This window comes from Stieleria magnilauensis (assembly GCA_007753675.1).
In the GTDB taxonomy this organism is placed as follows: domain Bacteria; phylum Planctomycetota; class Planctomycetia; order Pirellulales; family Pirellulaceae; genus Stieleria; species Stieleria magnilauensis.
On the sequence record CP036432.1, the window covers coordinates 3658020 to 3672572 of the forward strand.

Consider the following 14553-nt stretch of genomic DNA (forward strand, 5'->3'; position numbering starts at 1 on the left):
GCGAATGTTCGTTTCGTTTGCTTTTGCCGATTCACTGCTACATGGCATGAGCGTCCGAATGATCTGATTCGTCGTCCTCATCCTTCCAGGACAAAAACAATTTTTCACCGGCGAAGATGAAGACAATGCCAACGAGCGCGACCCAGATGACCAGCATGTCGCTGTTGGCTTTCATCCATAGAAACGCTGCGAGAATGACGACATCAAACAACAATGCGATTGACGGAATCCACCGGTTTGCATTCACCTTGTCGCGTACATGACGCAAGACGCCCCAGTGCACGGCCATGTCCATCACGAGATAAAAAATCGCTCCCAGTGACGCGATTCGTGACAGATCGAACAGGATCGTCAGTGTGATCGCGAAAACCACTGTGTAGACAAGTGTGTGCTTCTGGATATCGCCAGGCATTCCGAAGTGCTTGTGCGGCACGAGCTTCATTTCACTGAGCATGGCCAACATTCGTGAAACGGCAAACGTGCTCGCGATCAGTCCGGAAATCGTCGCGACGATCGCAAGGCCCACGGTGAAATACGTCCCCCACTGACCAAACGCTGGGCGAGCGGCTTCAGCCAATGCGTAGTCACGGTGTTTGATGATCTCGGCAACTGAAAGATTGCCCGCGACGGAAAAGGCGATGAGCAGATAAACCCCCAAGCAAATGGAAAGCGAGATGATGATCGAGCGACCGATGTTCTTTTTCGGCTCCTTGATCTCCGATCCGCTATTGGTGATTGTTGTGAAACCTTTGTATGCCAGCAGCGCCAGGGCCGTCGCCGACAAGAAACTGCCAGCGGACGTTCGCTCGGTAACGCCAACGCTTTCAAACGTCAGTCCAGATACCCATAAACCCGAAGCAGCAAAGATCAAAACACCTGCAATTTTGATGACGGCGGTCACTGTCGAGAAAGTGCCAATGAATTTGTTGCCGAGAATATTGATGACGAATGCAGCGACAAGCAGACCGACGGCAAGAGTTGGCACAAGGAACTGGTTCTCTTTGGCGTCGAACAATTGCAACGTGTAGGTGCCGAACGTTCGAGCGACGAGACTTTCGTTGATGACCATGGAGAAGTACATCAGTAGGGCCATGCCAGCGGTCACTGTTCCCTTGCCGTAGGCTTTCATCAAGAACATGGCGATGCCGCCAGCGGACGGGTACTGCTCGGCCATCTTCACGTAGCTGTAAGCACTGAATCCGGCAACGACGGCGGCGGCCAAGAACGCCAGCGGAAACAGACCGCCCGCCTGTTCGGCAACTTGTCCGGTGAGTGCAAAGATTCCGGCACCGATCATGACGCCAGTGCCCATCGCGACGGAGCCGGTTAGCGAGAGGCTGTTTTCTTCGTACTGCTTATTGTCGTCGTCCGGCAAAGTTTTTCCTTAGTGAGGAGTGAGGAGTTGGGAGTTGGGAGTACCGTGCCAGGGCATAAGGTTGAGCAGGTGACCGTAGCGGAAGCGGCCATGGCTTTCGGATCGCAACGGATTTTCGTGAGGCCGAAATGCTAGGCGCATTCCGCTACGAATGGTCGATCGAAATCAACTCCTTCACTCCCGACTCCCAACTCCCCCACTCTTCTTCTCTCTTCCGCAGCAGTTGTAGCAGCAAGCAATCAGTGCGCCGAACAACCATCCCAAAACGAAAATTCCAACGGCGCCCAACACCGTCTCGCCAATCGGCATGTCCCAACGCATGATTGTGGTGACGTCAACGCCGTGCATGAGGCTATTGAAGAACCGGATTGCGACATCCTTGGGGACGGTCATCATTACGAAAACACATCCGAGGTACGACACGATCGAGGCACTGGCGATCGCGAAGCCGAAACGTTTGATACTAAGAGTTTGCATGACCTTGGTCCTTGTGTTGGTGGTCGTGATCAAGGTGGCCCGAGTGGTGACTGGGCACCATGAGCAAGTGGCAACCGAGCATCAGAACGAGGAAGACGGCTAGGGTCACGCCTTCGCTGACTCCGAGCAGAGGCAAAACAAAAATCATCGCTATCGGGATCATGCAACCCAATAGCATTCGCCAGAAGTGACTCATGGTTTCTTTCCATTTTCTCGTGGATCAGCGGCTTGGTCGTTTGCTTCTTTAGATGCAGTTCAACGCTGTTTTCTTCATCATTCGCTCGAGAAACGATGTCCAGAAACGAAAATAGGCCGCGGCAGTGGGGATGCTGCCGCGGCCTATTGAGTGGCGGAGTTTGGAGTCAAAAAGGGTGAGCTAAATTGGGAACTCCTCACCCCTCACTCCCAGCTCAAACTCAGTGTTTTTGCTCACCGTGACCATGTGTAGCGTGATCGTGACCTTCAAGCGTTCCGGCCTTGATCAGCTTTTGAGCCTTCGCAAGGGTCCCTGCTGGATCAGCTTGTGCTTTCTTGGTGCATCCGCCGCAGCAGAGGTAAACCGGCTTGCCATCAATCTCAAGCTTCAGCGGTGCGCCCATGGAGCCGAGGAAGCTGGTGTTGGCAACGGCACAGTACTTCTGTGCTTCCACTGCCATTCGTTCGTTCATGGGCAGCTTGGCGAGTGTGGCGGTTGAATCACGTAACTTCATGACGGTTTTGACCGTCTTCGCTCCGCCCTTCTTCGCATCCTCGACGCAAGCCTTGCAACATAGGAAGACTGGCTTGCCTTCGATCATGACCTTGAGCGGCGTGCCCATCGAACCGAGACGGTCGTAGGTCATGATGGGGCAGAATCGTTGTTCCTTCGCGAGCTTCTGGTCAGCAGCCGGAAGTGTGGAAAGGGCGCCCTCGATCTTCTTCTCGGCCTTCTTCATCGCTTCGTGATCGTGGCCTTCGTGGGCAAGAGCGTTCACAGAAACGAGGCTGCTAGCAATCAGTCCGAGGGCCAGCGAGAACAACAGGGGTGATCGTTTGATCGACATTCGGAGAATCCTTCGATTCAGGGTTGGGAAACCAATTCTTTCGCTTTGCAGTTCGTCAGGCGATTCTCTCACCAGCAACCGCAACGCGAAAACGTTGTACGTTGCCCGCTTAGATGCTCGTGGCTTCCTAATCCTTCACGAAGATTCGGAATCTTTTGGACAATCGAGAAAGTCTGCCAAATCCCAGTTTTTCGCTGACTTTGGCACAGCGAATCGATGCCTGAAAGCCTCAGCGAGCTGACTTACTCTGGTTTTTCGTGAAGGATGCGATGGTTCGCGGCATCCAAGCGGCCATGTGAGTTCACGATTCCCAAAACCCACCAGAGAGATTTTGATGATGAAAACGTTCATTGCAGCAACCGCGTTGGCCGGATTGATCGGTGTTCCTGCTCAAGCCCAAGCCGGTTGCGGCTGCTCGGGCAACGCTCAGGGGGGGATTGCTGCTGCGCCGATCACCGCCATACCGGGTTCTCCGTATGGCGTTGGGGCGTCGTACTACGCTGGCGGCTACCAAACCGCGGCACCGAGCTACCAACCAGCGATGAGTTATCAGCCAGCTCCAGTCTATTCCAACAGGCCGACTCATCTTGCCGCTCCGTATTCGGCAGCCCCCATCCGAACACAGATGGCTTTCCCGGCCCAAACTTCGTCGCCTCAACCTTTCGCAAGTGTGCCCATTGCCGGAAACGGATCGAGTTGTTGTGCCAATGGCGGATCAAACTGCTGTCAAACCCAGGCTGGCGTTGCACCGGTATCCGCACCGTCGTCAATCCCCACGACGCTTCGGCTAAGCACGTCGGGCGATTCCGCCTTGCAAACGCAGAGTGCCACACCTTCGAGCAACCATGTATCCCCGAGCAGCCAGGCACCACCGATGCCAATGCCGAATGCCGCCCCGGCAACCCAATCGGCACCTGCTGTGGCTGATCCACACGCCGGTCATCAGCACTGATGGTCAACCGGTGTCGAGCGGAGTTCACAACGCTGAGCGGAACGGCAAAGCAATGAACTTCGTTTGGCATCAATCGCATGAACGAATCTGCAAGCTCGAAATCAATCGTCGCCTCGAATCACATCCCGGAATTGGATGGGGTTCGGGGTTTGGCGATTCTGGCCGTGACGCTCTACCGTTTCAGTCGCGACACCCCGACCGACACACGACTGGGGGCGGTTCTGCATGATGCGTTGACGTTAGGCAGTCGGGGCGTCGAACTGTTCTTTGTTCTATCCGGATTCCTGATTACCGGCGTGTTGCTGGACGCGAAGTCCAGCCCCCACCGGTATCGGAACTTCTTTGCCAGGCGAAGTCTACGGATTTTCCCGCTTTACTTCACGGCTCTCGCCCTCTTCGTCGTGATCCTGCCCTGGGTTCTAGGAAGCCGTGCCCCGTTCACGCAAGCGACCGAGCAACAGTTCTACCTGTGGACCTACCTCAGCAACATTCGCATGAGTTGGATGGGGGAGTGGAACTTTGGACGACTCGATCATTTTTGGTCGCTCGCCGTAGAGGAGCATTTCTATCTGATTTGGCCGTGGATCATTTTCACAGTCCCTGATCGTTGGTTATTGCGTGTCACGGGAATTGGATTCGTGGCTTGTGCTGCCAGTCGAATCGTCTTTGCGGCGTGGAGCGATAACGATGTCGCGCCGGACGTTTTCAGCTTCTTTCGATTTGACGCCATGTTGATCGGTGCGATGTTGGTGATTTACCGGCGGTCGCAGCCGACCACTCGATCGCCGGTGCAAAGCATTCGTGTTTTGCGAACCCTACTAATTTTGAGTTTTGTTGCCACGTTGGCGGTTGCTCTTTTCAATCGACGTCTACTGACGGTCGCTGAAACCGCATTTCCGGTCTCGTTTGCGTTGTTGATCGCCGTTGTTCTGCGGCCAGAAAGCCAAAACAATCTTGCTCGCGTGTTTCGCTGGAGTTGGCTGCGATCGCTGGGGAAATACAGCTACGCGATGTATGTGTTTCAAAGCCCGCTGATTCCGCTGGTTGCGCTGCCGCCGTTCTCGGCCAGCGCCTTCGATCGACTTGGTGGCGACGATTCCATAGTCGCGCATCTGATCTACATTGCGTTCATGTTCGTGCTGACGTATTGCGTCGCGGTTGCGAGTTGGCATCTACTCGAAAAGCACTGCTTGCGATGGAAGCGATACTTTCATTCGGAAAGCGAAAGCCGTCAACGCATTCAACGCCACAACCACAGGTAGGTAGCGGAAGCCGCCAAGGCCTTCGGGTCCGTTCGGAATCTCGCCAGGTGTCCGAAACTCTTGGCGAGTTCCGCGACGAGCGGGAGCGCCTAATTCATCGCCAGCATCTGATCGAGTTCTTCCAGGTCTTGCAAGCCAAAGGCGGTGAGCCGACCGCCTGCCGCCTGCCAACTGACGGCGAGTGCGTCGCCGTTCTTGCCGACCTTTAGCTCGTGCTTGCCGCGTTGGACAATCTGAGTGGGTGCGTCGCCGAATTTGACATCCTGTCCTCGACATTGCTCGACCACCAAGAACGTTGAACCGTCGGCCCGTCGGCATACCGCGGCAACGCAGTTGCATCTGCCCGGTCCACAAGTGCATTCGCCTTCGCTGCAATTGCACTGCGGCATTTCGAGAAGTTTTGTGGACACGAGCTTGACTGATGGTGGCAACATCGACTCGATCGATGGCCTTCGTCCGAAGCTGGCGACTACCTCGTCCATAGACGCCTCCTTACCGTTGTATCGGCTTGCCAGCGTCAGCATCGCCGCATCGGTGCCGACGGCGTGTTGATTTAGTGTGTCGAGCAGATCGACCACGGCTGCAACTTCCCCACCGTGTGCCGCATACTGATGGCCCCCTGCATGTTGATGTTCGGCAAGGCCGTGGCTTGCGGCAGCACCGTCAGAAGATGGTTTCGTCGTGTCTGATGCTGTGTTCTGCATCGAAGAAGTATCGTGGCTTGCAACTTGGATCGGAACGTCGTTTCGCCCGACGGTCCAAGCCAAAATCAAGACCGATGCGGCTAGCGAGCCGGCGATCACCATCGCGTCTCTGATCCACTTGGATCGACGATTGGTTCCTTCGGCTGCCGGTCGAGCGAGTTGCACCGTTGCGGCAGGCGACACAGGCTCGTCGGTTAATAGCTTCTCCTGGACCGCAGACCACGGCGGTGCTTCGCCGTGAACCGGAGTCCCAATCGCCATACTGACGGCCTCGAACCCGTCCAGTTCCGCTTGACAAGTCGCACAGGTTTGGACGTGCTGACGCACCTGCATCGCGGCCGGCTCAGAAAGCTCGCCGTCGAAGTAGCTTGAAAGTTGTTGTTGGACGCTGTTGCAATTCATGTTCTTTGCCATGCTTGGATCCCATCACTCTCTAAACTGCCCCGATTTAGATGTCGCGTTGAGACGGATTCTTCACGAATTCACGTGATTATTCGAGAAATCGTGTCCAATGTCGAGCTTGCCATCCACTAGTCATGCCGTTACACCAGATTCTGGCTCCAGGTGCCACACATGCGCCTCAACATGCTTATCATCGCTGTTGCGCCGATCCCAGCGACAAGCAGAACGAAGCGAACGGCTGACGGGTTTCACGCAGGGGGGACATAAAATCGGCCAACCGTCGTCGCTTCAATCGGGTAATAACGGTGTGTGTCAGTCAATCCAGACTGGCGAACCGTCAATTGACCTCAGTGGCTATGACCATAGTGCCCATCCGAACCGCCATAGCCACCGCCACCGGAGGCGGCACAGCCGATTGCGGTGACGGCCATCACCAATGCCAAGACCAGGAAACCGGCGCGTAGTACGTTTTTCATCTCATTCATCCTTGATCGAGAAAGTTTTCAAAGTTCAGACTGACGAGCCCCAGCAACGTTAGTGATCGCTGGCAACCGCAAACTTTTGGATGCTTGACTGGCAAGCTTTCTTCACGAGATTCGAGAAATATTCACTCGTTGCGAGCGATCGCGAAATATTTGGCAGGGTCGGCTTTTACCTTCTTCACGCAGCCGCGACAGCAAACATACAGAGTTTCCCCGCCAACGGTCACCGGAACGGGATTACCCATCGAACCCAGCGGCTCGCCCATCACCGGGCAAAGTTTGTGATTGATGACACCACCGGAGGCAGCCATTGGCTGCTGCACGGATGTCGAAGCCATCGCTTGGTGCGACATGTTTTGCTGGGGCATCGCCGCACCGCCAGGGGAACGGTAATCTGCCACGGCGGCATAACCTGCAGGACTAGGCGAGCTACCGCAGCCACCGCAGCCTCCTCCACCACAGCCCCCGCCGCCGGGCATTCCCACGAGGGCGGTGCGATCTTTGGCACAGCCGGAAAAGACAAAGACCAGCGAAAGAGCGACTGGCCAGACCAACGGCTTCATTGCGTTTTTCATGATTTCCTCGAATCCTTGAGGAGGTAGTGGTTAGTAGACTGCTCGGTTAGATGCCGCTGCTCGCCGAATCCTTCACGAAAAAAGAAGAAAGTGAGGAATAGGGAGTAAGGAGTTTGGTTCGCCAACTTCCCAACTCCTCACCCCCAACTCCTCCCATCGCCCGCTTCAACGCTGGCGGCGTGATCAACGTGGTCACGAGTAAGGCAATTAGCGAAAGGGCATTTCAACGATGGGCTCGTGTTCCGCTGCTGGGCTGATTTCCTTCGCCCGTTCGGCTCGGACGGCGTACCATTTCGCGACCGGATATGCGGTCAATCCATGGCAAAAGACACTCAGTGCGACCGTCGCCATTGCGATCGCAAAGATGTCTTGCCGGGCGGGAACCTCAATTTCCTGGAGCAGCACCAAGGCGAACACGATTGATGCGACACCACGGGGACCGAACCATCCGACAAACAAACGTGTTTCCCCACGCAATCGAGTACCGACAAGACTGATCGCCACCGGCAACATCCGTAACACTGTCAGCGCCAGAATTGCGAAGAGCATCCCGGTGAATGTGAGATTCGTGTAGGCCAGCGGCAATAGGACAGCACCAAAGACAAAGAAGATTAACAGAGTGAGCAACTGCCCTTCCGCCTCCGCAAACTCATGGATGGCGAGGCAAATTGATCGAGAGACGTTCCCGACAGTCAGTCCCGCACAGAAGGCCGCGATAAAGCCGTTCCCGCCGACTGACTCCGCCGTTCCGTAGGCAACCAATGCCAGAGCGATGGTTGTCAGTTCGAGAAAAGAATGGCTTACCCACTCGCGAATCGCCGAACGTTCAATCAGTTTTCCGCCGATGTAGCCAACTCCGATACCGACCAGTGGTCCAAGTCCGATTTGCATCGCGGCGAACTGTACCCAATAGGCCGTCGTTTCCAAATGCTCAGCGACACGTGCACCACACAAGAAGATCAAGAACAACGGCAGACACAACCCATCGTTCAACCCACTTTCGACGCTGATTGCTTGACGAATGCGCGTCGGAACCAGTTTGTTCGTCACGACAGAATGTGCCAATGCTGCATCGGTTGGAGCAACAATCGCGGCCAATACTGCGGCTTGCCAAAACCCAAACTCAGGGAACAACCACCAAGCAGCGATCGTTCCAACCAACATGCAAAGCGGTAGACCAATCGTCAACAATCGAATAGGCAAATCGTGTTCACGGCGAAGTAGCTTTAAGTCAATGCGAGATGCATCCGTGAACAGCACTACGATCAAAGTCAATTCCGCCAGGAGATGGATGGCGTCATGTTCCAACCGGAATTCGAGTACGCCAAATCCGGCATCGCCAACCAGCAGTCCGAATGAAACGAAAACGATCGGAGCCGTGATGACGCTCTGCCGTAATCGCGCCGACACAAGGCTGTAAAGAATGATTGCCAGCGAGACAATTGTGACGGAAGTTGTATCCATGAAAAATGATTTTTCTCGCAAACCAACAAATCACAAATCAGCTCTCGTGAGGAGCAACCAAGCTAACTTGCCAATACGTTAGTCCGTAGCCACCTATATCGAGTAGTAGTTCTAATTCAATTGACTCAGTGGCTGTGATGACTGTGAGAATGTTCGTGTCCGTCGCCAGAGGCTTCGCTGCCTCCGGCACGTATGCCAGCCACCGTAACCGTAACAACGACTGCGATGACGATTGCCAGTGCCGTCACCCATTTCCGAAAGATGCTTCTGGCACTCGTCGGTGCCGTGTCTTCCGTCAAGGAAAACGACTCGGTATGGATGTTGTGGCGTGGCACCTTGTGTTGCCGCAGGGCAGTGACGACCTTACTGGTCATCGCCGCAGGGCCGCACAAATAGAAGCCGGTTTTCATTAGCTCGCCGCCGAGCAAGCGGTTGAGCAACTTTCCATCAATGTGTCCGTGCTCTCCCGGCCACGGTTCTTTGGGTGTGGACAGGACATGTACGACCTGCAATGACGGTTGTTGTGTCGATTGCATCTCATCTAACTCGCTGCGAAACACGATGTCCGCTTCGGTCTTGTTGCCATAGATCAGTGTGACAGGACGCTCATCACCGATGTCTCGCATGTGACGAAGCATGCTCATCAGCGGCGTGATGCCGATGCCGCCAGCGATGAACACGAGTTCGGATTCGTTCCGGTTCAAGGTGTAGGAAAAGCGACCAAAGTTGCCCTGCACAATCGCTGTTTCGCCACTTTGAATCTTGCCGACTTGACTGGTGAAATCTCCCGAAGCTTTGATCGTGGATTCGACAAACCCGGTCAGTGTCGGGCTGGAGGAAATCGTGAAGTGGTGTTCCTCCGCAGGAACAACAGCGGAGTTTGGAAACGTCAAGAAGTGAAACTGACCCGGCAAATGGTTAGCTGTTTCACCCTCGGGCAACGCGAATCGCAACGTGCAAACATCAGGTGATTCCTGTCGAACGTCGTCAACGCGATATGGCTTGGACGCCAAGCGTCGCGGTCGGATGAGTCGATGCCAAACAAACGCGGCGATCGCTGCGCCGCCAAGCAGCACCCACAAAATCTGCATCGGCAATGCGGATAGATCACCGCCCGCGTACCAACTGTGGAGCAGCGCCAACGCGATGATCGCTATGGCCAGCGAATCATGAAAAACTCGCCACCGCTCAAAGCTGAGCCTCAACGATCGACGGAACACGGAGATCAATATGTGAACGAGCAAGAGCAACAACGTCGTCTTACCAGCCCAGATGTACCAGGTCTGATCGAGACCGTAGAGCAGCTTCCAGTTCCCTTCGCCAAACGCTAGCAAGACGGGATGCACGAGCAATAGGGCGAGTGCGAACATGCCCATCGAGCGGTGAAAGATCATCACGCTATCGAGGCCAAAGTAGCGATTCGTTACTGGCAGCCGCGAGGCCAGGACAAACTGCATCAGCAGAACGCCGATTCCGATCAGGCCACTATTCTTCGCCACCTCGCTCCAAAGCGAATGGTCCGTTTGCGGGACCGCTAGCAAGGCGATCCAAACCGGTGCGGTCACGGTGAGCAAGTAGAGTGCGATGAGAGCGGTTTTCATTTTTAGTGGGGAGTGGGGAGTGAGGAGTGAGGAGTGAGGAGTTGGGAGTTGGGAGTTGGGGAATCAAACTCTTAACTCCCAACTCGTCACTCCCCCACTCTACTAGTGATGCTTGTACCAGCCGGCTCGTTTGATGTCGTTCCAGCTCGTCGTTTGATGACACTGGTGACATTGTTCGACGCGGGCGTGCGGTTTACCGGCGACCTTCGCCGAGATCATCTTGAAGTGCATCATGTAGTGGCTTGGTGGTGCCTGATGGCATTGGTTGCAGTCGGTCGAACTGGTTGACGGGTGTTTGAATTCGGGGATCGTCCAGCGATTGGTTGCATGGCACTGGGCACAATCGCCGCCGAATAAGCTCTGGTGTTGGTCATCGTTGGAATGACACGAAGCACAGTCGAGCACCGATTCTTGCAAACTGATCCGTTCGTGCGGTGGAGACGCCAGTCGAAGTTTATCGACGAGCATGTTATAGGCCGACGCTTCTTCAGTTCCCGCTTCCGCGTTTTGCATAGCCTTCATCCCGATCGAGGTCAGTAGCGAGTGGTCCATTTCCGACAAGTTCGCATCCAATCCTTGATGTTCGAGATGGCATTGCTTGCAGGTGCCGACGCTGGCGTGAAAGGCTGTCGGTTGACGTTGCAGAATCGACTCGTTATTGGCGTGACACAAGATGCACTTCGCGGTGTCAACACCCATCACCGGCGTGTGGCAGGCTTGGCAATTGTCACCAAGGTTGGCGTGTGCAGCCGACAGCGGGCCGGGATTGACCGAGCGGTGCAACGTGTGTGACACGGCATTCGTCGCCGATTTCGGCAAAACACCCATGGCGTAGGCGGTCGACAGGATTGCCGCGAGCGTGACGAAGATAAGTAGGTTGCGTTTCATGGAGATCGAGTCTTATTCAAACCACCGCAAGCCGAAGTAGACGGCGTAGTAAACATGCACGAACATCAGGGCGTAGAGAACAAACGAAATCACGATGTGAAACTTCAACCACTTGCCGAACCATTGTTTGAAGTCCTCGTGCGTCGCGATTGCGTATTCGACATCCGCAATGGATTCGGCAAGGCGAATGAGTGCGATCGTGCTTTGCCCCGGCGAATTCACTGTGTCGCTCGCTTCCGGCAAAAGGAAACCAGCAGTCAGACGGCTGAAAAACCCCGAGAATGGCCGCAAGCTTTCAGCGGTAGCCGGATGTGAGCCAACCTCAATGACGGCTTGGTCGTAGGCGGTTTGCAATTCGGACAGCATCGCTTTTTGGGCTTTGATCTCCTTTGCGAATCCCGACATCAGGTATCGCCCGATGAAGCCGCTGACAACGACCAGCAATGTCATCGCCGTTAGCATGATTCCCAGCGGACTGTTGTACTTGTGGCCGCTGTGCAGGATGACCAGGATCGGGCCCAGCACACCGGCATAGATATGCCATGCGAGCAGCGTTCGCATCGAAACGTGTTTGGTGACGGCCTGCTTCAGTTTCTTGTTGCGTTTGACGACCAGGTACGCCAGCGGCACCAGCATCAGCAGCGCCCCGGTCACACCAAAAACGCCGCCCCAGAAACTGCCCGCAAAGCGATGCGAGTGATGCAGAGGAAAGCCCAGCCATGCGAGCAGCATGAGGACGACGAGGCCAGTGACAACGATCTTTTCTCGCTCTTTCATAAGTTTCCTCCAAGTACGAGAGGTAGGAGTCGAGAAAACAAACTCCTCACTCCCGACTCTTCACTAAGCCTCCACGCTAACGTCTTCTTTCGCCTTCGCCTGGCAAGCCAAAATCATCCCCGCTTCCTTCTCATCCGGTTCTAGCCCATCGTCCACTTCCATCGACACGTTGCCCGAAAGCAGCTTCACGCGGCATTCACCGCAGGTTCCGACACGGCATGAGTAATCAATGTCGACGCCGATCCGTTCGGACGCTTCGAGGATCGTTTCGTCGGGAGGCAACGAGGTCGACTTGTCGGATGTCGCGAACCTGATTTTTGCACCTGTCGCTTTCTCTTCGTGAGCCTCTTGTTTCTTGACAACTTTCGCCTTCGGCTTTTGTGTGGAGCCAAAGTTCTCGGTATGAATGCTCTCGGCAGGTACTTCTAGTTCCGCGAGCATCGCTTTGGTGGCCTCCATCATGGCCGGAGCACCACAGATGTGAATGCGTTTTGACGCGATGTCCGGCACCCACTCGGCCAGCAATTCTTTATTCAGGCGACCGCTCGTATAGCCGTTGACGTCTTTCTTGATCCGGCTCATCGCGACGTGGACGTGCAGGTTGTCAAACTGCTCTTGAAGTCGTTTGAGTTCCGATTCAAAGATGAAGTGCTCGGGATCGCGGCACGCGGCGACGAAATGAATCTCGCCGGGCCATGCCATGTCCGTGAGCGCCCTGGCGATGCTCATCATCGGTGTGATTCCGACGCCACCGGAGATCAATACGATGTCGTCCGATTCCTTCCCCGAGAAGACGAACTTGCCACTCGGGGCTTTGACTTCCAACGTGTCGCCGACTTTCACTTGGTCATGCAGGTAACGAGACCCCGCGCCTTTATCTTCACGTTTGACAGTGACCTCGCAGAAGTAGCCCTGAGTGGGTGAAGACGAAATTGTGTAACTGCGTTTGATCGGTTTCTCGGCAACCGGCAACGTAAACGTCAGGAACTGACCCGGCAGGTAGCTGAACGGAATGCCGCCACCGTGGCACGCAACCAAGCGAAACGTCTTCACGTCTTCTGTTTCTTGAATGATCTTGGCAACTCGCAGCTTACAGAGCTTCTTTTTGCCAACGGCGAGCAGCCCGTCGTGATTGATGCCTTCGGCCTTTTGTTCGGTCACACAACCATCATCGGTGTCGCAGCAATCTGAGTTAGGAGTGATGAGTGAGGAGTTAGGAGTTGGGAGTGACGAGTTAGGAGGAATCAGTTGGGGGTCGTTCGTGCTTTCCCCCTCACTCCTCCGCTCCTCACTCCTCACTCCTCCACTCCCACCTCCTCCACTTACTGCTAGCTGCCCGAGCAGCGAAGCGGCGCGGCGCATTTTGAAGAAGTACATCCAGATCATGGTGGCCGCGAACAGCACCAAGATCACCATCACGATCGTGTGGAACGGTGTCATGCCCCATAGCCAAGCGTTCGACGCTGCCACCGGGGAACCGTCAGTCAAGTTCATCTCGCTTTTGAACCACTGAAGGGCGACACTGCGTGGTGCTTTGCCTTCCCGAAGGGCGCGATGGGCTGCCAGGCCACTTTCAAAATCACCGAGTCCTTCGCGAATCTTGGCGGTCGCCGCCTGCATTGCCGCGAAGTCGTCGCTGCCCGCTGACGAGGAAAGCTCATCAAAGCCTTCGCTCAGCACTCGGGTTCCCGCGATCATTCGCTGGTGCGCCTCTTGCTCCAACTCGCCACGTCGCTCCATTGGTAAATCGGGCAATTCCATCAACGATGGATACAGGTCTTTGGGTTTGGGCGCCCCCATCTTCTCCATCATGCCACCCATTCCGCCGCCACCCATCATCCCGCCGCCGCCTTTGCCACCTCCCATCATTCCTCCCATGCCCCCGCCTTTACCGCCCATCATTCCCGGCCCAGCTCCTTCGGGCGGGCCGCCCATTCCCTTACCGCCCATGCCACCCATTCCTGACTCGCCGGACGTTTTGGCAGCTTCTTCGGGATGGTGACTCGCGTGTTCTTCTGGCGAAATCTGGGCGTACGCAATTCCGGACGCGGCTAACCCGATCACCATCACGGTGGCTACAGGCAAATGAAAAACGGCAATACGGCGTTGCATCGAGCGAACTTTCCCATTTCGTGTGATGTTATTACCCCTTTGGATGCGGAAATCCTTCCGTTTCTTCACGGACAAACCTGAACGGCTGCAAATCACTTCCGAATTTGTTTAGAAAATTTTTGATTTGCCGCGAAGGATTCCATCCTCTTGTGCATCAAACCTCGCGACACTGGCCCAGAACAGGGCGTTGAATGAGTCGCGATCACGGACGATCCCATGAACCCAATGCTTTTTGGCCTAATGAAACTTGCTGCCCTCATCGCCGTCGTCGTGTTCTCGGCCGGGGCGCCGCAGTCTTCCACTTGCAAATGCGAGCATTGCCCGTCGAAAATCGTTTCGTCCCTGACTTCAGCAGATTCCACACCGGACTGTTGCTGCGGAACTGATTCTTCGGCGCCTTGCCAGTCATGCCCTTGTAGATGCCAGCAATCATCACCTG

General features: G+C 55.3%; 12 protein-coding genes. 1 reads left to right on the top strand and 11 read right to left on the bottom strand.

Annotated features, from left to right (window positions below; translation table 11 throughout):
- Positions 1-37: 37 nt before the first annotated feature.
- From TBK1r_RS12930 to TBK1r_RS12940, 3 genes are all read right to left on the bottom strand, one after another.
- Positions 38-1375: an APC family permease gene (locus TBK1r_RS12930; protein WP_473772508.1), complete on the bottom strand. Its 1338-nt coding sequence runs from the start codon at positions 1373-1375 to the stop codon at positions 38-40.
- A 174-nt stretch (positions 1376-1549) separates the two neighbouring features.
- Positions 1550-1852, bottom strand: a complete 303-nt coding sequence (locus tag TBK1r_RS12935) for a DUF5676 family membrane protein (protein WP_145211014.1) — start codon at positions 1850-1852, stop codon at positions 1550-1552.
- Between the two features lie 416 nt (positions 1853-2268).
- Positions 2269-2895, bottom strand: coding sequence for a hypothetical protein (locus tag TBK1r_RS12940; protein ID WP_419581291.1), 627 nt, complete (start codon positions 2893-2895; stop codon positions 2269-2271).
- A gap of 1029 nt (positions 2896-3924) precedes the next feature.
- Between TBK1r_RS12940 and TBK1r_RS12945 the strand changes: the two genes are divergently transcribed.
- Positions 3925-5109, top strand: a complete 1185-nt coding sequence (locus TBK1r_RS12945) for an acyltransferase family protein (RefSeq protein ID WP_145211017.1) — start codon at positions 3925-3927, stop codon at positions 5107-5109.
- An 89-nt stretch (positions 5110-5198) separates the two neighbouring features.
- Here TBK1r_RS12945 and TBK1r_RS12950 read toward each other — a convergent pair whose 3' ends face one another.
- From TBK1r_RS12950 to TBK1r_RS12980, 8 genes are all read right to left on the bottom strand, one after another.
- Positions 5199-6227 (bottom strand): anti-sigma factor family protein, encoded by a 1029-nt coding sequence (locus TBK1r_RS12950; RefSeq protein WP_145211020.1) that lies wholly within the window; start codon positions 6225-6227, stop codon positions 5199-5201.
- 335 nt (positions 6228-6562) lie between these two features.
- The gene (locus tag TBK1r_RS38570) at positions 6563-6691 is read right to left on the bottom strand and encodes a hypothetical protein (protein ID WP_339943181.1); all 129 of its coding nucleotides are present in this window, start codon (positions 6689-6691) and stop codon (positions 6563-6565) included.
- Positions 6692-6822: 131 nt separating this feature from the next.
- Positions 6823-7272, bottom strand: a complete 450-nt coding sequence (locus tag TBK1r_RS12955) for a hypothetical protein (protein ID WP_145211023.1) — start codon at positions 7270-7272, stop codon at positions 6823-6825.
- Positions 7273-7479: 207 nt separating this feature from the next.
- Complete coding sequence (locus TBK1r_RS12960) at positions 7480-8736, bottom strand: cation:proton antiporter (protein WP_145211026.1); 1257 nt, start codon at positions 8734-8736, stop codon at positions 7480-7482.
- 125 nt (positions 8737-8861) lie between these two features.
- Positions 8862-10337, bottom strand: a complete 1476-nt coding sequence (locus tag TBK1r_RS12965; protein ID WP_145211029.1) for a ferredoxin reductase family protein — start codon at positions 10335-10337, stop codon at positions 8862-8864.
- A gap of 102 nt (positions 10338-10439) precedes the next feature.
- A complete protein-coding gene (locus tag TBK1r_RS12970; protein WP_145211032.1) occupies positions 10440-11225 on the bottom strand; it encodes a cytochrome c3 family protein in 786 nt (261 codons plus the stop codon).
- A 12-nt stretch (positions 11226-11237) separates the two neighbouring features.
- On the bottom strand, positions 11238-12002 hold the full coding sequence (locus TBK1r_RS12975) for a hypothetical protein (protein WP_145211035.1): 765 nt from the start codon (positions 12000-12002) through the stop codon (positions 11238-11240).
- Positions 12003-12065: 63 nt separating this feature from the next.
- Positions 12066-14114: a 2Fe-2S iron-sulfur cluster-binding protein gene (locus TBK1r_RS12980; protein ID WP_419581292.1), complete on the bottom strand. Its 2049-nt coding sequence runs from the start codon at positions 14112-14114 to the stop codon at positions 12066-12068.
- Positions 14115-14553 lie beyond the last annotated feature (439 nt).

Bases quoted from the DNA above. Each gene is read 5' to 3' on its own strand.
- TBK1r_RS12975 (WP_145211035.1), bottom strand. From the start codon at position 12,002: ATGAAAGAGCGAGAAAAGATCGTTGTCACTGGCCTCGTCGTCCTCATG.
- TBK1r_RS12935 (WP_145211014.1), bottom strand. From the start codon at position 1,852: ATGCAAACTCTTAGTATCAAACGTTTCGGCTTCGCGATCGCCAGTGCC.
- TBK1r_RS12950 (WP_145211020.1), bottom strand. From the start codon at position 6,227: ATGGCAAAGAACATGAATTGCAACAGCGTCCAACAACAACTTTCAAGC.
- TBK1r_RS38570 (WP_339943181.1), bottom strand. From the start codon at position 6,691: ATGAAAAACGTACTACGCGCCGGTTTCCTGGTCTTGGCATTGGTGATG.
- TBK1r_RS12945 (WP_145211017.1), top strand. From the start codon at position 3,925: ATGAACGAATCTGCAAGCTCGAAATCAATCGTCGCCTCGAATCACATC.
- TBK1r_RS12980 (WP_419581292.1), bottom strand. From the start codon at position 14,114: ATGCAACGCCGTATTGCCGTTTTTCATTTGCCTGTAGCCACCGTGATG.
- TBK1r_RS12970 (WP_145211032.1), bottom strand. From the start codon at position 11,225: ATGAAACGCAACCTACTTATCTTCGTCACGCTCGCGGCAATCCTGTCG.
- TBK1r_RS12960 (WP_145211026.1), bottom strand. From the start codon at position 8,736: ATGGATACAACTTCCGTCACAATTGTCTCGCTGGCAATCATTCTTTAC.
- TBK1r_RS12965 (WP_145211029.1), bottom strand. From the start codon at position 10,337: ATGAAAACCGCTCTCATCGCACTCTACTTGCTCACCGTGACCGCACCG.
- TBK1r_RS12955 (WP_145211023.1), bottom strand. From the start codon at position 7,272: ATGAAAAACGCAATGAAGCCGTTGGTCTGGCCAGTCGCTCTTTCGCTG.
- TBK1r_RS12940 (WP_419581291.1), bottom strand. From the start codon at position 2,895: ATGTCGATCAAACGATCACCCCTGTTGTTCTCGCTGGCCCTCGGACTG.